Here is an 18740-nt window from a genome sequence, read left to right as displayed (position 1 = left end):
TCCGAACCCGTCCCCTACCCGAAATAGGCTTTGGCGAGGCTGTTGTAGAGGCCGCCGATCTCGTTGGCGAGATCGGCCAGGGCCTGCGCCGTCATGTCCGAGGGCTCCTTGATGGCGATTGCCGTGTTGAGCTGCAGGATCTTTTTCGCCGCCGGCGACATTTGCCCCTCGCCGCCGACAGCAGGCAACAGCGCGATTTCCGCCTTCAGCCGCTCGAGCTGGAACAGGATGGAGCGCGGGTTGAGCGGATCCAGCACCAGGAGGTCGACCACCGTACTTCGGCCGGCCTGCACCGGATACTGCCGCCGATGGGTCATGACGCTGTCGCCGATCTCCAGCATCATGTCGAGCGCCCCGTCCGGTGCCGCAGTCCTGGTCAACCGGGCGAGCGTGCGGGCGATCTGGATGCCGCGTTCCAACCGCCGGCCGATCTCCAGGAAGCGCCAGCCGGTGAAGCGGTACATATTCTCATGCAGCAGGCCGGAAAACCCGGCTAGCTTGCGCAGGATGACCGTCATCGCCCGCGTCGCATCATCGCCCGGCGCCACCGTTGTCGCGAATTGATGAATGGTCTTCGACAGATCCTTCAGCGCCAGCCAGCCATCGGGCGAGAAGCGGTCGCGAATCTGTCCGGCGCTGTAGACGGCGCTGTCCAAGGTGCCGATCAGCCCCGGCGGGATCGCGGTTTCGACGTCTGTGCCGAACGGTTCGAGATAGTCTCTGATATCGGCAAGCAGCGGCATATCCGGGTCGGAGGCCTCGGCCAGCCGCACGTGATAGGCGCGCAGGATGCGCACCGTGTCTTCCGATCGCTCGATATAGCGGCCGAGCCATGTCAGGTTTTCCGCCGCGCGGCTGGGCAGGCTGCCCGGCAAGGTACGGGTGAAGCTGTCATGCTCCTGCGGCAGCAGCGTCTCGCGCTCCACCGGTCTGTCGCTGACCACCCAAACATCCGCCGCCTGGCCGCCGCGCTGCATGGCGATGGCCGTCGGGTCGAGCGAAAAGCCGACGCGGGCAAAACCGCCGGGCATCACCGTCCAGCCTTCCGGCGTTCGCGCCAGATAGACGCGCAGGGCTGCTGGCCGCGGCTCCAGCCAGCCGCCGACATAGACCGGCGTGGTCGAAAGCGTCACCGCTTCCTGTCCGACAAAGTCGCCGCCGTTCTGCTCGATCAGAGCTATCAGTTCGGCCCGCTCCCCGGCAACCAGCGCCGAGCCAAGCCTGGTGCAATCGTCATCCTCGAAGGCAAGCCGTGTCGACAGCGCCGGGCCGATCACCATGCGGTCGAAGTTAGCCAGCACATGGTCACGTTCTGCGTCCCGCCCGCACCACCATGTCGCGACGCTCGGCAGCAGAAGCTCCTCGTTGCGCAATTCGCGCGAAATCTTCGGCAGGAAGGCGAACAGCGCCCGCGTCTCCATCAGCCCGGAGCCGAGCGCGTTGACGGCTGAAACAGCTCCCCGGCGGATCGCCTCGACCAGCCCTGGCGTGCCGATCTGCGAATCCGGCCGCAACTCCAGCGGATCGGCGAAGGCGGCGTCGAGCCGTCGCCAAAGCACGCTGACCGGCATCAACCCCGAAACGGTGCGCACCATAAGCCGGCCGCCGGAGACGGTCAGATCCTCGCCTTCGAGCAGCATGATGCCGAGATAGCGGGCGATATAGGCATGCTCGTAATAGGTTTCGTTGAGCGGCCCCGGCGTCAGGATGGCGACACGGCCGCCTGATACTTTGGCCATGCCGTTCAGCGCGTCGCGAAAGCGACGGAAGAAGCCGGCAAGGCGGTGCACATGCATCTCGCCATAGATGTCGGACAGCGCGCGCGTGGTGGCGACGCGGTTTTCCAGCGCAAAGCCGGCACCCGACGGCGCCTGCGTGCGGTCACCCAGCACCCACCAGCGGCCGTCCGGTCCACGGCCGAGCTCGAAAGCGCAGAAATGCAGGAAATGGCCGCTGGCCGGTCCGGTGCCGACGACGGGGCGCAAATATTCCGGGCTGGCCGCGATCAGCCCCGCCGGCAGGATGCCCTTCTCGACCAGGCGGTTCGGCCCGTAGATATCGGCAATCGTTTCCTCGAACAGCTCGGCCCGCTGAACCAGGCCGGCACTGATCGCGGCCCATTCCTGCTCCTCGATCAGCAGCGGCACATGCGCCAGCGGCCATTCGCGCTCATTGGCGCCGGCCTTGTCGTAGACGCGGTAATAGACGCCGGCGTCGCGCAGATACTGGTCGGCGCGGGCGAAGCGCTGGGCGAGCTTTTCGGGCCCCAGTTCTTCCAGTGCCTCGATGAACTCCTTCCAGACCGGGCGGGGATTGCCTGATGCATCGACCATCTCGTCGACGACGCCGTCGATCGGCTGGTAGTGCTCCAGCAGGTTATGCGGCCTGCCGCGTATTTTCTTGTGATTCCCCTTTGCCATGGCTGATCAGAGTCTTGCAGGCCGCCGCAGGTCAAGGGTCATCGGGAAATCCTCAGAGGCTTGTTCGTCGCGCAACACGTGGCCGGACGGCGTATGGCCACGCGGCTCGAAGCGGGCGAGCCGCCGCGCCTCCGCTTCGTTGCCGTTGACCGGAAAAGTGTCGTAGCTGCGCCCGCCGGGATGCGCGACATGGTAGACGCAGCCGCCGACCGCCCGGCCCGACCAGCGATCGTAGATGTCGAAGACCAGCGGCGTGTTGACCGGCAGCGCCGGATGCAGACCCGATGCCGGCTGCCAGGCCTTGAAGCGAACCCCTGCCACCGCAATCTCCCTGGTGTCGGTCACCTTCATCGGCACGATGCGGCCGTTGCAGACGACGGCGTGACGCTCCGGGTTGAGCCCTTCAGTCTTCACCTGCAGCCGCTCGACCGAGGAATCGACGAAGCGCACCGTTCCGCCGATCGCGCCCTGCTCGCCCATGACATGCCACGGCTCCAGCGCTTGCCGCAGTTCCAGCTTGATGCCGGCATGCTGGACCTCGCCGCAGAACGGGAAGCGGAATTCGAGCTGCGCGTCGAACCATTCGGGACGGAATTCAAAGCCGTTCAGCTTGAGGTCGTCCAGCACGTCGAGAAAGTCAGCCCAGACATAGTGCGGCAGCATGAAACGGTCATGCAGCGACGTGCCCCAGCGCACGAAGCGGCCATCGAGCGGGTTCTTCCAGGCGCGGGCGATAATGGCGCGCACCAGCAATTGCTGCGCGAGGCTCATGCGCGCATTGGGCGGCATTTCGAAGCCGCGGAACTCGACCAGCCCCAACCGGCCGGTCGGCCCGTCCGGCGAAAACAGCTTGTCGATGCAGATTTCCGAGCGGTGGGTGTTCCCCGTCACGTCGGTCAGAAGATTTCGGAACAGCCGGTCGACCAACCACGGCAGCGGGGCCTGACCCTTGTCCGGATGCGGCACCTGCGCCATCGCGATCTCGAGCTCATAAAGTGAATCGTGGCGCGCCTCGTCGAAACGCGGCGCCTGGCTGGTCGGGCCGATGAACAGGCCTGAGAACAGATAGGACAGCGACGGACGGCGCTGCCATTGCAGCACCAGGCTCTTCAGCAAGTCGGGGCGGCGCAGGAACGGACTGTCGTTAGGCGCCGCGCCGCCGACGACGACATGGTTGCCGCCGCCGGTGCCGGTATGGCGACCGTCGATCATGAACTTGTCGGCGCCGAGCCGCGTCTGCCGCGCCTCCTCGTAGATCGCTGTGGTCGTCGCCACGCAGTCCTGCCAGTTCGCTGCCGGATGGATGTTCACTTCGATGACGCCGGGGTCGGGAGCCACGCGGATGACGTTGAGGCGCGGATCGTGCGGCGGGCCGTAGCCCTCGATATGCACCGGCAGGCCGATAGCCTTTGCCGCGTTCTCGGCCGCCGCGACCAGTTCGAGGTAGTCTTCCACCGCCTCGACTGGCGGCATGAACACGCAAAGCCGTCCGTCGCGCGGCTCGACCGACAGCGCGGTGCGCACCGCGCCGCCGATCTCGGTGATCTCCTGTTCGACACGGTCCTGCTGGCCGGTCGCGGCGGTGAAGGACACCGCCTGCTGGCGGCGCGCCATTTCGTCGGCGCCTTCAAGTTCGGCCGGTGCAGCCTCCGGCAAGGGAGCGGCTTCAGGCAAAATAGCCTCGCGCGCCGGCAATGGCCCGCGCGGCAGGGAAGGATCGACCGGCACGATGTAGGGGAACTGCGCCGGCGGCACATAGGGAAGCGTGCCCAGCGGCAGGCGGTAGCCGACCGGTGAATCGCCCGGCACCAGAAACAGCCTGCCGCGCCGCGTTTTCCATTTCTCCGAACGCCAGCGCGGTCCCGACGCCTGGCTGTTCCAGCGCTGCACAGGCAGCACGTAGCCCGACGGCTTGGTCAGGCCGCGTTCGAACACCCGCGCCATGCGGCTGCGCTCCTCGGGGTCGTCCAGCTTCGAATTGGACGGATCGACATTCTCCGGCAACTTGCCTTCCTTGAGCAGCCACTCGGCCGGGTCCTCATAGGCTTCGCTGACCATGGTCCTGTCGATGCCGAGTTCATCGGCAATCGCCGTCAGCAGGCTTTCAGCCTGCTTCGGTCCGACATCTGCTTCGCCTGCTTCATCTGCTTCGCTGTTTTCCCGTGCGATCAGCGATGGGTCGCTCCACACCGGCTCGCCGTCGGCGCGCCAGTACAGCGAGAAGGTCCAGCGCGGCAGGCTTTCGCCCGGATACCACTTGCCCTGCCCGTAGTGCAGGAAGCCGCCGGGCGCGAAACGCTCACGCAGCCGGCGGATCAGCGCATCGGCCTTTTCGCGTTTTGTCGGGCCGACGGCGGCGGTGTTCCACTCCTCCGCCTCGAAATCGTCGATCGACACGAAGGTCGGCTCGCCACCCATGGTCAGCCGCACGTCCCCGGCTTCCAGCGCGGCGTCAACCTGGTTGCCCAGCGCATCGAGCGCCTGCCAGCTTTCGTCGGAGAACGGCTTGGTGATGCGTGGATGCTCGGCGATGCGGTCGACCCGCATGTCGAAGCCGAACTCGACATTGGCGAAGCTGGCCATGCCGGAAATGGGCGCGGCGTTGCGGAAATGCGGCGTGGCCGCCAGCGGCACATGGCTTTCGCCGGTGAGCAATCCGGAGGTCGGGTCGAAGCCGATCCAGCCGGCGCCCGGCAGGTAGACCTCGCACCAGGCATGGAGATCGGTGAAGTCGATCGCCGTGCCGGGCGGTCCGTCAAGCGCGACGAGGTCGGGCTTCAGCTGGATCAGGTAGCCGGAAACAAAGCGCGCGGCGATGCCGAGGTGCCTCAGAATCTGCACCAGCAGCCAGCTCGTATCGCGGCACGAGCCTTTCTTGGCGGCCAGCGTTTCCTCCGGCGAGAAGACGCCGGTTTCCATGCGCACGATGTAGGCGATTTCGCGCTGCAGGCGCGCATTCAGGTCGACGACGAAATTGACGGTGTTGGTAGGACTGCGATCGATGGTTTGCAGGAACGCCGACAGCAGCGGTCCAGCCGGTTCCGGCGTCCGGTAGATGGCGAGATCGTCGCTGATCTCTTCCGGGTATTCAAACGGAAAGGTCTCGGCCGACGGCTCGACGAAGAAATCGAACGGATTATAGACCGTCATGTCGGCGACGAGGTCGACCTCGATCTTCAGTTCCGTCACCGGTTCCGGAAACACGAAGCGCGCCAGGAAATTGCCGTAGGGATCCTGCTGCAGATTGACGAAGTGGTTCGCCGGCCCGACCTTCAACGAATGGCTGAGCACCTTGGTGCGGGAATGCGGCGCCGGCTGCAGCCTGATGACCTGAGGGCCGAGAACAACCGGCCGGTCATATTTGTAATGGGTCAGGTGGTAGACAGCTGCCAGAATTGCCATGGGGCCTCGAAAGTCGGCGTTTCAAACGAATTCGCCGAACCCTGACACAAATGCTGGCCATTCTCCAAGCAGAGATGTTGCGTTGCACCTAATTTAAGCAGCGTTGCCGGCCTAGGGGTCGCTTAGAAAAACGCCTGCAATCCCGTCTGCGCCCGCCCGAGGATCAGCGCATGCACGTCATGCGTGCCCTCATAGGTGTTGACTGTCTCCAGGTTCTGCGCGTGGCGCATGACATGGTAGCCGATCTGGATGCCGTTGCCGCCATGCATGTCACGGGCCTGGCGGGCAATGTCGAGCGCCTTGCCGCAATTGTTGCGCTTGACGATCGAGATCATCTCCGGCGCCATTTTGCCTTCATCCATCAGCCGCCCGACCCGCAAGCTGCCCTGCAACCCAAGCGCGATCTCGGTCTGCATGTCGGCGAGCTTCTTCTGGAACAGCTGCGTGCCGGCCAGCGGCTTGCCGAACTGCTTGCGGTCGAGGCCATATTGGCGTGCCCGGTGCCAGCAATCTTCGGCCGCGCCCATCGCGCCCCATGAGATACCGTAACGCGCCCGGTTGAGGCAGCCGAACGGCCCCTTCAAGCCCGAGACATTGGGCAGCAACGCATCTTCGCCGACCTCGACGCCTTCCATCACCACTTCGCCGGTGATCGAGGCTCGCAGCGACAGCTTGCCGCCGATCTTCGGCGCCGACAGCCCCTTCATGCCTTTTTCCAGGACGAATCCGCGAATCTCGTTGTCATGCGCGGCCGATTTCGCCCAGACGACAAACACGTCGGCGATCGGCGCGTTGGAAATCCACATTTTCGAGCCGGAGAGCTTGTAGCCGTTCGCCGTCTTCTCCGCCCGCGTCTTCATGCCGCCGGGGTCGGACCCGGCATCCGGCTCGGTCAGGCCGAAGCAGCCGATCCATTCGCCTGACGCCAGCCTCGGCAGGTATTTTTTGCGCTGCGCCTCCGAGCCATAGGCATGGATCGGATACATCACCAGCGACGACTGCACGCTCATCATCGAGCGATAGCCAGAGTCGATGCGCTCGACCTCGCGCGCCACCAGCCCATAGGTGACGTAGTTGGCGCCGAGCCCGCCATATTCTTCCGGGATGGTAATGCCGAGCAGACCCGCCTCGCCCATCTCGCGAAAGATCCCGGCATCGGTCTTTTCCTCGAGATAGGCTTCCTCGATTCTGGGGGCGAGCTTGTCGGCGGCGAATGCCGCTGCGCCGTCGCGCACCATCCGTTCGTCTTCCGAAAGCTGGTTCTCGATCAGGAAAGGATCATCCCAGACGAATGCATTCTTGTCAGCGGCCATGGCCTCGGTCTCCCAAACTCTTGCACGTCGCCCAAAGCTTGCCCTCGGGCCTGACCCGAGGGTGTTCGGCGGTCTTGGATAACGGCATGCAAATCTGAATGCTGGCTTATCGGCTTCCAGCTCGAAAAAATCAAACGAAATTGCTTCGGCGATTAATGAGCGTTAGTAATTGATCATGAACGTGCAGCGCCGCCTTTTGCCTGGTATCAGCGCCCTTGCCGCCTTCGAGGCGGTGGCCCGGTTGGGCAGCTTCACCGCCGCCGCGCAGGAGCTTGATCTCACCCAGGGCGCCGTTAGCCGGCAGATCAAGCTTCTGGAGGACCAGTTCGGCCGCCGGCTGTTCGATCGCAACAGCCGCAATGTCAGACTGTCCGTGGCAGGTGAGATTTATGCCGAAGCGGTGCGCGCCGCCCTTGGCCAGCTGCGCGATGCAGCGCTGGGATTGATGAGCAATCGGCATAGTGGCATCTTGAACCTGGCCATCCTGCCGACCTTCGGCACGCGCTGGCTGATGCCGCTCATCCCGGATTTCGTTGAAAACAACCCCGACATCACCATCAATTTCGTCACTCGCATCGGCCGCTTCGACTTCGCCCGCGAACGGCTCGATGCCGCCATCCATTTCGGCCTGCCCGACTGGCCGGATGCCGACTCGACGCTGCTGATGCGCGAGACGGTGGTGCCAGTGGTCTCGCCCGAATTTCTGGCCGGCCGGGATCTTGCCACACCTGCCGATATCGGCCGCCTGCCGCTGTTGCATATGGCGACGCGGCCCGGCGCATGGACCGAGTGGTTCGAGCATCAGGGTTTGAGCGCACCGACCGGACCGGGCATGCAGTTCGAGCAATTCGGCACCGCCGCCCAGGCCTGCATGGCCGGGCTCGGCGTGGCGCTGCTGCCGCAGGTGCTCATATCAGGCGAATTGCAGCGCGGCCAGTTGGTGCCGGCACCAGGCCGGCCGATGCAAAGCCGCAGCGCCTATTATCTCGTCGTGCCGCACGACAAGCGCGGCCATCCGCCGGTCGCCAGTTTTCGCGACTGGCTGCTGGGTCATGTGCCGCCGGAGAAATAGCTACTTACGCTTCAACGCATCGGCCAATGCGGCGCCGAATGCGCCCTGTTGCGCCGGCCGCTCCGGCTGGCGCTGCGGCGCCGGCGTGCGCGGCACCGGTCTGTTGCCGTTGTCGCGCGGCTTCGGTGTACCGCCGTCACCATCCTTGCGCATCGAAAGGCCGATGCGCTTGCGCTTGATGTCGACGTCGACGACGCGCACCTTGACCACGTCGCCGGCTTTCACCACCTCATGCGCGTCCTTGACGAAACGGTCGGCCAGTTGCGACACGTGCACAAGTCCGTCCTGGTGCACGCCGATATCGACGAAGGCGCCGAACGCGGCGACATTGGTGACGGTGCCTTCCAGCAGCATCCCCGGTTTCAAATCCTTGATGTCTTCGACGCCGTCGGCGAAGGTCGCGGTCTTGAAGCCGGGGCGCGGGTCGCGGCCGGGCTTTTCCAGTTCCGCCAGTATGTCTCGCACCGTCGGCAGGCCGAACCGCTCGTCGACGAAGACACGCGGATCGAGCGCCTTGAGAGCGGCACTGTCGCCCATCAGCGAGCGGAGGTCGCGCCCGCAGGCAGCGACGATCTTTTTCGCCACGCCATAGGCTTCCGGATGCACGGCCGAGGCATCGAGCGGTTCGGTGCCGTTGGGAATGCGCAGGAAGCCGGCGCATTGCTCGAACGCGCGGGGTCCGAGCCTCGCCACCTTCAACAGGTCACGGCGGCTGGCGAAGGGGCCCGCCGCGTCACGGTGCGCAATGATCGCCTCGGCCAGCGAGGCGCCGAGACCCGAAACCCGCGCCAGAAGCGGCGCCGAGGCGGTGTTGAGGTCGACGCCGACGGCATTGACCGCGTCCTCGACCACCGCTTCCAGCGACCGGCCGAGCCGATACTGGTCGACGTCATGCTGATACTGGCCGACGCCAATCGACTTCGGCTCGATCTTGACCAGTTCGGCGAGCGGATCCTGCAGCCGCCGCGCGATCGACACCGCGCCGCGCAGCGACACGTCGAGGCCGGGAAATTCCGCCGCCGCCGTTGCCGAGGCGGAATAGACCGAGGCACCCGCCTCGCTGACGATCACCTTGAGCGGCTTCGGTCCGGACTCGGCAGGCATGTCGAACAGCATGTCGGCCACCAGCCTTTCCGTCTCGCGGCTGCCGGTGCCGTTGCCGATGGAAATCAACTCGACCTTATGCAGGCGGATGAGCTTCGCGAGTTCGGCTTGCGTGCCGCGCACATCGTTCTTCGGCGGAAACGGATAGACTGTCGTCGTCGCCAGCAGCTTGCCGGTGCCGTCCACCACCGCCACCTTGACGCCGGTGCGGATGCCGGGGTCGAGCCCCATCGTGGCGCGCGAGCCGGCCGGTGCGGCGAGCAGCAAATCCTTCAGATTGCGGGCGAAGACGTGGATCGCCTCCTGCTCGGCCCGCTCGCGCAGATCCCGCATCAAATCGAGCGTCAGGTGCAGCGACAGCTTTATGCGCCAGGTCCAGCCGGCCACCTCCATCAACCAGCGATCGCCCGGCAACTGGCGGCCGATGGCATAGGCGTCGGCAATCATCCGTTCGACCGGCTTCACCGGAGACGCGTCGCCTGCATCGACCTCGATGTCGAGCGACAGCACCTCTTCGTTGCGGCCGCGCAACATCGCCAGCGCGCGATGGCTCGGCACGTTGGCCCAGCGCTCGACATGGTCGAAATAGTCGGAGAATTTCGCGCCGGCTTCCTGCTTGCCGTCGACGACGCGCGACCGCATGAAGGCCCGTTCCTTCATGTAGGTCCGCAGTTTGCCGACCAGATCGGCATTCTCGGCGAACTGCTCGGACAGGATGTCGCGCGCGCCCTCGAGCGCCGCCTTGCCGTCGGCCACCTCTTCACTGATGTAGGCCAGCGCCAGTTCGGCGGGCACCGCCGCGCGGTCGGCAAGGATAGCGTCTGCCAGCGGTCCCAAGCCACGCTCGCGCGCGATCTCCGCCTTGGTCCGGCGCTTCGGCTTGTAGGGCAGATAGATGTCTTCGAGTTCCGCCTTAGTGACGGCCGCTGCGATCTTGGTTTCAAGCTCTTCGGTCAGCTTGCCCTGCTCGCGGATCGAACCGAGAATGGTGTCGCGGCGCGCGTCGAGTTCGCGCAGATAGGCGAGCCGTTCGGCAAGCAGGCGCAACTGCGTGTCGTCCAGGCCGCCGGTGACTTCCTTGCGGTAGCGCGCCACGAACGGCACCGTCGCACCTTCGTCCAGCAGCCCGATCGCCGCCGCGGCCTGTTCGGGCCGGGCAGTGATCTCGGCTGCGATGATTGCTGCGATGCGCTCGGATGCCATGTCGTTCCTGCTGTCCTGTCGAAAAGAGCGGCGACCATAAGCTCAGAGCGTCGCTCCGCCAACCGCGGCGTCTTCAACCGCCCAATAGCTCCACAGGAAAGCTGCCATCGCGGTCAGCCTGGATCGGCTCAGACCATCCGGGTCAGTGCCTCGAAGAAAGCAATCATGTCGAGATCGAGCGGCTCGTCGACCGGCTCCGGCTGCGACGACATCTTGGCGATGACGACCTCGGCCGTCGGATTGACATAGAGCCACTGGCCGTGGATGCCAATGCCGCAGAAGGCGCCGCTTGCCGCACCCGTCTGGTACCATTTGTTGCGGTAGCGGCCTTTCGGGAAGAGGAATGCCATCGTGCCACGCTGCCAGGCCTCGGTGTCTCCGCCTGTGCTGACAGTGTCGCGCACCCAGGCTTCCGGCACGATGCGCCGGCCATTGGCCATGCCGCCCTGCCGCATCATCTCGCCGACACGCACCAGATCGCGCGGCGTCACCGAAATACCGCCGGCCGTGCGCGCGGTGCCTTCCCTGTCGACCGATACCGACGCTTCGTTCGTTGCACCAAGCGGCAGCCACAATTTCTCGCGCATCAGCTCGGCGAAGCGCTGGCCAGATGCTCGCTCGAGCAGGATACCGAGCAGGTCGGAATTGGGCGAGCGGTAGCGATAGGTCCAGCCATGCGGCTCGGCAAGGCGCTGCAGCGTCAGGATGAAGTCGGTCAGGCTTTCGCTGCCGCCGCCCGGATTCCACAGCGTCGCGCGGCGATAGCGGGCAAAGGCGCTTTCCGGTTCGAGATAGGCTTCTTCGAAGTCAAGGCTGACGGTCATGTCGAGCACATGCCGCACGCTGGCATCGCCATAGGCCGAGCCGGCAGCTTCCGGCAGATAGCGGGTCACCGGAGCCTGCGGATCAAAAGTCCCCTCGCCTTCCAATATGCCGGCCAGAATGGCGGTCAGCGACTTGCTGATCGAGAAGATGATGTGGCGGGCGCCGAACTCCATATGCGGTGCGAACCAGTCGCCGACGATATTGCCGGCTTTCATGATCGTCAGCGCGTCGGTGTCGGAACGCGTGAGAAAGGCCGCAACGGTCTCCGGCCCGCCGGCCAGCGCGACCTTTTCGTCAAGCAGCCCACCGAAATCCTGAACCGGTATTTCGCCACCGCCCGGCACGGCTGCCACGCGTGCGCTTGGCACCAATTCTCCGACATTCTGGAACGACCACCGGCTGAACGGGCTTTCGCGCCAGTTGCCGAGCAGCACCTGGTTGCGGGCAAAGCCATGTCTGGTCTCGAACGCGGTCTTGCCGGTCATGGTGTTTCCTCTCGATTTTTTTAGGAAGTTAGAGACTGTTTCGAAATTCGCTCTGGCGAGTCATATGGTGGTGGTTTCGAGAACCGGCGCGCAGCGGACATTTGGGTCCGTGAGCACCGGAAGCGCAGAAAACGCCATCAGATGGCCGCCAGAGTAGAGTTTCCAAACAGTCTCTTAGGCCAGCGCGGCAGCGATCGCGTGGACGGCTTTCATCGTCGCCACCGAATAGGCGATGCTGGTGAAATCCGGATAGCTCGAAAGCTTCACCACGACCATTCTCGTGTTCCAGTCGATATGGATCAGCTGCCCGAACACGCCCCGGCACATAAGCGCGCGCGAACGCGGGTCCTCGATCCAGAACTGGTTGCGGTAGCTGCCTTCCGGCAGGCTGGGATTGAAGTCGGGCCCATGCCTGCCGGTGCGCGTTGCCTCGATCCAGTCGGCCGGCACCACGCCGCCGCCATTGTCGAGGATCAGCTGGCCGAAACGGCCATAGTCGCGCAGCGTGGCGTTGAAACCGCCGTCGGCGATGGCGTAGCCGGCGCTGTCGACGGTGAAGCAGGCGCTTTCATCCGCCCCGAGCTTTTGCCAGAGTTCCTCCGAAACCAGCTGCGCCAGCCGCTTGCCGGTTATTCGCTCCATGATGAAGGCGAGCACGTCGGTCTCGATCGAACGGTATTCGAAGGCAGCACCATGCGGCCGGCTTGTCTCCTTGAGTCGCAGGATCAATTCGAACATATGCGACGGCCACTCGAAGGCCGGATCGCTGTCCGGCGGCACCGGTTTCCAGCCGCTGGCGACATCGACCTGGCCGATGTCGGAATAGCGGTCGGTGTATTCCTCGGAAAAGCGCACGCCGGTCGTCATGTCGAGCACATGCTGCACGCTTGCGCCGGCCCAGCCGGTGGCGCCGAGTTCCGGCAGATAGGTCGTCACCGGCAGGGCCGGATCGATCAGGCCGCGCCCGGCCAGTATGCCGAATACCGAGCCCGTGACCGATTTCGCCATCGACTGCGACAAATGCAGCGTGCGCTCGCTCATGCCGTTGCAATAGCGCTCATAGGCGATCTTACCGTCCTTGAGCACGAGAAGGCCGTCCGTGTAGGTTTCGTCCAGCAGCCCGGCCAGCGTCGTCGGCTGGCCTGTGCTGTCGCTCACCGGCAGCGCGTCAAGATCGACCTCGGTCCGCTCGAACCGGCGGCGATGGCCATTGCCGCGCCAGACTTCGACGGTCGGCAGAATTTCGCGGATGTCCTGGAACGCCCAGCGGTTCCATGGCGGCCGGTCCCAGTCGAGCTTCGGCGGCACCATCTTGGGCGGCGAGCCCTGCATGATCGGCGGCACCGGTTCACTGTTACGGTAGGAGGTCATTGCATGCTCCGGGAAGTGTCGTCCCGCGGTGTCCCGACGGTTTTGCTTTCAGTGCGGTCGTGCCGTCCGTCATAGTTTCGGCCGACGCGTCTTTTCTCCGTACCAGCCACCAACTGCTTTCTCATAGGCCATGCCGGCGCGAAACACATCTTCGTCGCTATAGGTGCGGCCGACGATCTGGATACCGGTCGGCACGCCGTTCTTTGCGTGGCCGGATGGAACCGACAGCACCGGACAGCGGCTCATCGTGTTGAACGGCGTCGTCATCACCCAGCCCAGCGAGGGATTGACCAGCTTGCCGTTGATCCTGATCTCGTCTTTCGATTGGTCATAGTCGGCCGGCACTGACGGCAGAGCCGTGGTCGGGCAGATCAGCACATTGTAGTTTTCGAGCAGCGGCCCAAGCGTCATGTACATGCGGCCAGCCACCTCCAGGCTGCCGACGAAATCGGTCGCCTTGGATACTGCTCCCTCCTCGGCGAACTTGCGGGCGTAGGTCGTCATCTCGTCGGCATGGTCGGGCAGCAGTTTCGACAGGAACGCACCGAACAAATGGTTCAGATAGGCGAGCCCGGCCTCCAGGACCTCCGGTCCCCAGCCGAGATCGACCTCCTCGACCTCGGCACCCAGCGAGCGGAACACGTCGAGCGCTTTCTTCGTGTTCTTCACCACTTCCGGATCGACCTCGAAGCAGCCGAGATCCATCGAATAGGCGATCTTCCAGCCCTTGATCGGCTTGAACCTGGTCGACAGCGTCAGCTTCGGCCGGAGCGACGCTATATCCAGCGGACTGGGACCGGTCATGACGTTCTGTAGCAGGATCGCATCCTCCACCGTGCGTGCCAGCGGCCCGGTGTGGCAGTAGAAGTCGAGATTGAAGGGTGGGTCGTCCGGGTTGCGGCCATAGGGCGGCTTGTAGCCGACGACACCGCAGGCCGATGCCGGGATGCGGATCGAGCCGCCGATGTCGGAGCCTGTGGCGATCGACGACGTGCCGGAGGCGAGCGAGGCACCCGAGCCGCCCGACGAGCCTCCGGGCGTGAACTTGGGATTCCACGGATTGCGGGTGACACCCCATAACCTGGACCATGTGTAGGTCGCGCAGGAGAACTCCGGCGTCGCCGTGCGTGCATGGACGATGCCGCCCGCCTCGATGACGCGTTCGTTTATGGTCGAGCTGGCGTCGGCAACGAAATCCCTGGTGATCAGCGAGCCACCGGTGGTCGGCTTGCCCTTGATGTAGCTCTCGTCCTTGATGCCGATGGGCAGGCCCTCGAGCGGGCCTGTCTTCTTGCCCTTGGCGTATTTCGCCTCGGCTTTTTTGGCCAGCGCCATCGCCTCGTCGAAATGCGTGTTGGTGAAAGCGTTGACCGTGTCCTTCGTTGCCTCGGCCTGGCTGATGACCGCTTCCATCAGCTCGACCGGTGAGAGCTTCTTTGCCTTGAAGCGCTTCAGCGCTTCGCTTGCCGGCATGTAGCAAAGATCGAGATCGGACATGGCAGGCGCACTCCAGGCGCGTCGGACGACAGCCGACGTTGGATCTTGTCGAAGGCATTCCCTTGATGGATTCAAACAGGACCCGGCAGCCATGGCTGCCGGGTCAATGGTACTGCGATCACTTCTGCAGTTCGGTCCAGATCCTGGTGTAGAGTGCCTGCACGTCGGGCGCGCAGGTCAGCATGAACGTGCCCTTGTCGGCGAACTCGGCGGGGATGTTGACCTCCGGCGCCGTTTTCATGTCCTCAGGCATGAAGGCTTCCGATCCCTTGATGCCGTTGGCGTAGCGCGCGAAAGACGAGATCATCGCGGCGTTCTCGGGATCCATGACGAAGTTCTGGAACAGCTTGGCGTTTTCGACGTTCTTGGCGTCCTTCAGCACCGCGAGATTGTCCATAAAGATCGGATAGCCCTCCTTCGGATAGCCATAGACGATATCCTTGTTCTGCAGGCGGGAGCGAAACGACGCGCCGTTCCAGTCGACGCTGGCGGCGAAGTCGCCCTTGGCGAACTTCTCGACCGTGCCGTAGTCCATGGAGATCCATTTCGGCTTGGCCGCCACCAGCGCATCGCGCACCTTCTTCAGCACCTCCTTGTCGCCGGTGCACGGCTCGCCGCCGACATATCTGATGGCGAGATGCATGACGTCGGCCATTTCGGGAACGACGTTGATCTTGCCGACCAGTTCCGGCGGCGGATCCAAGAAGATGGCCGAGGTGTTGGGATCGCCCTTGTAGACTGAGGTGTTGACCGTGACGCCAGTCGTGCCCCACTGCCACGGCACGGTGTATTTGCGGCCCGGATCGAAGGGAACATCGACCCATTTCGGATCCATGTTCTTGAAGTTCTCCATCTTGTTCGGCTCTGTCTCCAGGAGCAGCCCTTCCTGGATCCAGATCGGCACGAAGCTCGCCGAGGGCACCACGACATCGAAGCCGCTGCCGCCCTGCCTGATCTTGGCCAGCGCGGTGTCGTTGGAATCGTAGTCGGTGACGGTCACCTTGACCTTGTATTTTTCCTCAAATTTCTTGATGAGGTCGGGGCTGGTGTAGTTGCCCCAATTGTAGATGTTGAGTTCGCCATCGGCGCGGGCGAGACCCGCCGAGGCGAACAGCGCGGCGCTGAGTGCCGTCGCAGTCAGTTTCCACTTCATCGTTTCTCCTGTCACTCCTGATCCTTTTTCCTGCTGATGAAAAAGAAGACGGTGACGATCAATATCGAGATCAGCAGGAACACCGTCGAAATCGCGTTGATTTCCGGCGTGATAACGCGCCGGAATTGGCCGAGCATGTAAGTCGGCAATGTATCCTGGCCGCCGGACTTGACGAACTCCGTGATGACGACGTCGTCCAGCGAGATGACGAAGGCCAGCATCAGCCCGGCAAGGATGCCTGGCCAGAGCAGCGGAAAGGTGACGCGCCGAAAAGCCTTCCAGGGTGTCGCGTAGAGGTCGGCCGCCGCGATCTCCAACGACAGGTCCATGTTCTCGAGCCGCGCCCGGATCGGCAGATAGGCAAAGGGAATGCAAAAGGCCGTATGCGCGGCCATCAGGTAGCCCAGCCCCGAATAGCCGGTCCAGATCTTGATGCGCGAAAAGAAGATCAGCAGCGCCACCGCAGTGACGATTTCCGGCACCATCAGCGGCTGGTTGATGAAGGCGTATTTGAAGCCGAGGCCGGGATATGGCTTCGTCCGGGTCGTGGCGAGTGCAGCCATGGTGGCGACGATCGTGGCAATAGTCGCGGCGACCGAGGCGATCTGCAGCGACCGGATCGAGGCATCGACGACCTGGTCGTTGTTCCAGGCCTGGTAGAACCAGCGCAGCGACACGCCTTCCCAGATCGCGATCGAATTGCCGGCGTTGAAGGCATAGACGACAACCGTGACGATCGGCAGGTACAGCGCGAAAAAGCAGATCATCGCGATGGTCGTGAAGCCGGTCTGCCGGCGAATGTCGAAGCGGCTAGCCATGCGCGCCGTCCTGGCGCCCGGCGGAGCGGACATAGAAGAGCAGCGCGACCATCACGATCGCCATCAGCGAGAGCGACAGCGCCGAGCCGAGCGGCCAGTTGCGGCCTTGCCCGAATTGCAGCTCGATCAGATTGCCGAGCATCATATTCTTCGACCCGCCGAGCACGCGCGGGGTGACATAGGCGCCCAGCGCCGGGATGAAGACCAGGATCGAGCCGGCGACGATGCCGGGCTTGACCAGCGGGATGATGACCCGCCTCAGCACCTGCAACCGGTTGGCATAGAGGTCGTAACCCGCCTCGACCAGCCGGAAGTCGATCTTTTCCATACTGGCATAGAGCGGCAGCACCATCAGCGGCAGATAGACATAGGTCATGCCGACCATCAGCGCGAAATCGGTGAACATCATCTGGATCGGCTGGCTGATGATACCGAGCTTGATCAGCACCGTGTTGACGATGCCCTCGTTGCGGATCACCTCCTGGATGGCGAAGGTGCGGATCAGCAGATTGGTCCAGAACGGGATGGTGATCAGGAACAGCCAGATGTTGCGCTGTCGCGCCGGCCGGGTGGCGATGAAATAGGCCGTCGGGAAGCCAAAGAGCAGCGTGAAGATCGTCGTCAGGAACGACAGCTTGGCCGAGCGCCAGAAGATCGACAGATGCGCGTCGGCGAAGGCCAGCGTATCGTCGAAGATGTCACGCTGCATCAGCACCGACAGCCAGCCGTCCGTGGAGAATTTCCACACCACGTCGCCGTAGGGCCCCGGCGTCAGGAATGAGTAGATCACGACGATCAGCAGAGGGCCGGTCGCCGCGAGAAAGATGATGATCAGTGCAGGCGCCGACAGCAGCCAGCGATCGCGGATTTCACGGTGTTCGGCGTCCTTGGCGACTTCTTCCGCGCTCGCCATCAATCCCTCAGCACTTGTGCGGCGTCGTTGCCGATCGAAATGCCGACCTTGTCGCCCCGCTCGAAACCGCAGCCGGCGCTGCGCGTGTTCTGCTGGCGCACGGTGAAGGCCTCGCTGCTGTCCAGTCGAACATGGATATGCGTGTCCGTGCCGAAATAGACGATGTTTTCGAACCGTGCCTGACAGGTCGCCCTTGCCGCTGGTCAGCTTGGCATGTTCCGGCCTGACCACCACGGTGGCATTGTCCTTCGGCTGGAAGCCCTCAGCCACGGTCGCGTCGATCGTCGCGCCGGATTTGAGCGTTGCGCGTGCCTTGCCGTTGCCCATGCCGGTGATGGCCGCCGTGAGAAAATTGGTTTCGCCGATAAAGTCGGCGACGAAGCGCTCCGCCGGCTTGTCATAGATATCCCAGGGCGTTCCGACCTGCAGGATCTTGCCCGACGACATCACCGCGATGCGGTCCGACATGGTCAGCGCTTCTTCCTGGTCGTGGGTGACGAAGATGAAGGTGATGCCGGTCTCGTGCTGCAGCCGCTTCAGCTCGATCTGCATCTCCTTGCGCAGCTTGAAGTCGAGCGCCGACAGCGGCTCGTCGAGCAGCAGCACTTTTGGCTGCGGCGCCAGAGCCCGCGCCAGCGCCACGCGCTGTTGCTGGCCGCCGGAAATCTGGCTGGTGCGGCGGTTGCTGAGCGCCTCCATCTTGACCAGCTTCAGCATCTCGGCGACCCGCGCCTTGACTTCGGCCTTGGGCTTGCCGAGCATTTCGAGGCCGAAGCCGATGTTCTCGGCCACCGTCATATGCGGGAACAGCGCATAGTTCTGGAACACGGTATTGACCGGCCGTTTGAACGGCGGCAGCGGTGCGATGTCCTGGCCATGCAGCAGGATCTCGCCGGCGCTCGGGAAATCGAAGCCGGCGATCAGCCGCAAAAGCGTCGTCTTCCCGCAGCCGGACGGACCAAGCAGCGTGAAGAACTCATTTTCGCGGATCGACACCGAAACCGTGTCGAGGGCGGCGACCTGTGACTCCCCGGTACCGAACACCTTGCGGACGCCACGAACTTCAATTGCACTTTTACCCGGTTGTTCCGGCACGATTACCCCAATCTTGTGTCCGCTCTTAAGGGCGAATCCAGTTCCCACTCGATTGTCAGCACACGGCGC

11 protein-coding genes and 1 pseudogene are annotated in these 18740 nt (G+C 63.9%); 1 reads left to right on the top strand and 11 read right to left on the bottom strand.

Annotation, left to right across the window (positions count from 1 at the left end; translation table 11 throughout):
• Positions 1-14 precede the first annotated feature (14 nt).
• The 3 genes from AC0NIE_RS10755 to AC0NIE_RS10745 all read right to left on the bottom strand — a co-directional run bounded on the left by AC0NIE_RS10755 (position 15) and on the right by AC0NIE_RS10745 (position 7135).
• The gene (locus tag AC0NIE_RS10755) at positions 15-2420 is read right to left on the bottom strand and encodes a circularly permuted type 2 ATP-grasp protein (RefSeq protein WP_473486469.1); all 2406 of its coding nucleotides are present in this window, start codon (positions 2418-2420) and stop codon (positions 15-17) included.
• A 6-nt stretch (positions 2421-2426) separates the two neighbouring features.
• The gene (locus AC0NIE_RS10750) at positions 2427-5822 is read right to left on the bottom strand and encodes a transglutaminase family protein (RefSeq protein WP_473486468.1); all 3396 of its coding nucleotides are present in this window, start codon (positions 5820-5822) and stop codon (positions 2427-2429) included.
• A gap of 122 nt (positions 5823-5944) precedes the next feature.
• A complete protein-coding gene (locus AC0NIE_RS10745) occupies positions 5945-7135 on the bottom strand; it encodes an acyl-CoA dehydrogenase (RefSeq protein WP_473486467.1) in 1191 nt (396 codons plus the stop codon).
• Between the two features lie 175 nt (positions 7136-7310).
• On the opposite strand from AC0NIE_RS10745, the gene AC0NIE_RS10740 reads away from it, so the two are divergent.
• Positions 7311-8207: a LysR family transcriptional regulator gene (locus AC0NIE_RS10740; RefSeq protein WP_473486510.1), complete on the top strand. Its 897-nt coding sequence runs from the start codon at positions 7311-7313 to the stop codon at positions 8205-8207.
• Here the strand turns inward: AC0NIE_RS10740 and AC0NIE_RS10735 are convergent, their stop codons facing one another.
• The 8 genes and pseudogenes from AC0NIE_RS10735 to AC0NIE_RS10700 all read right to left on the bottom strand — a co-directional run bounded on the left by AC0NIE_RS10735 (position 8208) and on the right by AC0NIE_RS10700 (position 18671).
• Positions 8208-10514 carry a Tex family protein gene (locus AC0NIE_RS10735; RefSeq protein ID WP_473486466.1) on the bottom strand — a complete coding sequence of 769 codons (2307 nt, stop codon included), beginning with the start codon at positions 10512-10514 and terminating at the stop codon, positions 8208-8210. It abuts the gene before it with no gap.
• 128 nt (positions 10515-10642) lie between these two features.
• Complete coding sequence (locus AC0NIE_RS10730; protein WP_473486465.1) at positions 10643-11824, bottom strand: serine hydrolase domain-containing protein; 1182 nt, start codon at positions 11822-11824, stop codon at positions 10643-10645.
• Between the two features lie 174 nt (positions 11825-11998).
• Entirely contained in the window at positions 11999-13195 is a 1197-nt protein-coding gene (locus tag AC0NIE_RS10725) for a serine hydrolase domain-containing protein (RefSeq protein WP_473486464.1), read from the bottom strand.
• A gap of 69 nt (positions 13196-13264) precedes the next feature.
• Complete coding sequence (locus AC0NIE_RS10720; RefSeq protein ID WP_473486463.1) at positions 13265-14692, bottom strand: amidase; 1428 nt, start codon at positions 14690-14692, stop codon at positions 13265-13267.
• Between the two features lie 118 nt (positions 14693-14810).
• Positions 14811-15845 (bottom strand): ABC transporter substrate-binding protein, encoded by a 1035-nt coding sequence (locus AC0NIE_RS10715; RefSeq protein WP_473486462.1) that lies wholly within the window; start codon positions 15843-15845, stop codon positions 14811-14813.
• Between the two features lie 11 nt (positions 15846-15856).
• A complete protein-coding gene (locus tag AC0NIE_RS10710; protein ID WP_473486461.1) occupies positions 15857-16663 on the bottom strand; it encodes an ABC transporter permease in 807 nt (268 codons plus the stop codon).
• On the bottom strand, positions 16656-17576 hold the full coding sequence (locus AC0NIE_RS10705) for an ABC transporter permease (RefSeq protein ID WP_473486460.1): 921 nt from the start codon (positions 17574-17576) through the stop codon (positions 16656-16658). The genes AC0NIE_RS10710 and AC0NIE_RS10705 overlap by 8 nt, the downstream gene beginning before the upstream one ends.
• Positions 17576-18671, bottom strand: a pseudogene (locus tag AC0NIE_RS10700) (ABC transporter ATP-binding protein). The gene AC0NIE_RS10705 and the pseudogene AC0NIE_RS10700 overlap by 1 nt, the downstream one beginning before the upstream one ends.
• Between the last annotated feature and the right edge of the window lie 69 nt (positions 18672-18740).

This window comes from Mesorhizobium sp. WSM4842 (genome assembly GCF_055901575.1).
Note: the sequence above shows the minus strand (reverse complement) of the source record. Positions and strands in the feature narration are given on the sequence as shown.

Excerpts from the sequence above, each read along its gene's own strand:
- AC0NIE_RS10755 (WP_473486469.1), bottom strand. The coding sequence starts at position 2,420 with ATGGCAAAGGGGAATCACAAGAAAATACGCGGCAGGCCGCATAACCTG.
- AC0NIE_RS10750 (WP_473486468.1), bottom strand. The coding sequence starts at position 5,822 with ATGGCAATTCTGGCAGCTGTCTACCACCTGACCCATTACAAATATGAC.
- AC0NIE_RS10745 (WP_473486467.1), bottom strand. The coding sequence starts at position 7,135 with ATGGCCGCTGACAAGAATGCATTCGTCTGGGATGATCCTTTCCTGATC.
- AC0NIE_RS10740 (WP_473486510.1), top strand. The coding sequence starts at position 7,311 with ATGAACGTGCAGCGCCGCCTTTTGCCTGGTATCAGCGCCCTTGCCGCC.
- AC0NIE_RS10735 (WP_473486466.1), bottom strand. The coding sequence starts at position 10,514 with ATGGCATCCGAGCGCATCGCAGCAATCATCGCAGCCGAGATCACTGCC.
- AC0NIE_RS10730 (WP_473486465.1), bottom strand. The coding sequence starts at position 11,824 with ATGACCGGCAAGACCGCGTTCGAGACCAGACATGGCTTTGCCCGCAAC.
- AC0NIE_RS10725 (WP_473486464.1), bottom strand. The coding sequence starts at position 13,195 with ATGACCTCCTACCGTAACAGTGAACCGGTGCCGCCGATCATGCAGGGC.
- AC0NIE_RS10720 (WP_473486463.1), bottom strand. The coding sequence starts at position 14,692 with ATGTCCGATCTCGATCTTTGCTACATGCCGGCAAGCGAAGCGCTGAAG.
- AC0NIE_RS10715 (WP_473486462.1), bottom strand. The coding sequence starts at position 15,845 with ATGAAGTGGAAACTGACTGCGACGGCACTCAGCGCCGCGCTGTTCGCC.
- AC0NIE_RS10710 (WP_473486461.1), bottom strand. The coding sequence starts at position 16,663 with ATGGCTAGCCGCTTCGACATTCGCCGGCAGACCGGCTTCACGACCATC.
- AC0NIE_RS10705 (WP_473486460.1), bottom strand. The coding sequence starts at position 17,576 with ATGGCGAGCGCGGAAGAAGTCGCCAAGGACGCCGAACACCGTGAAATC.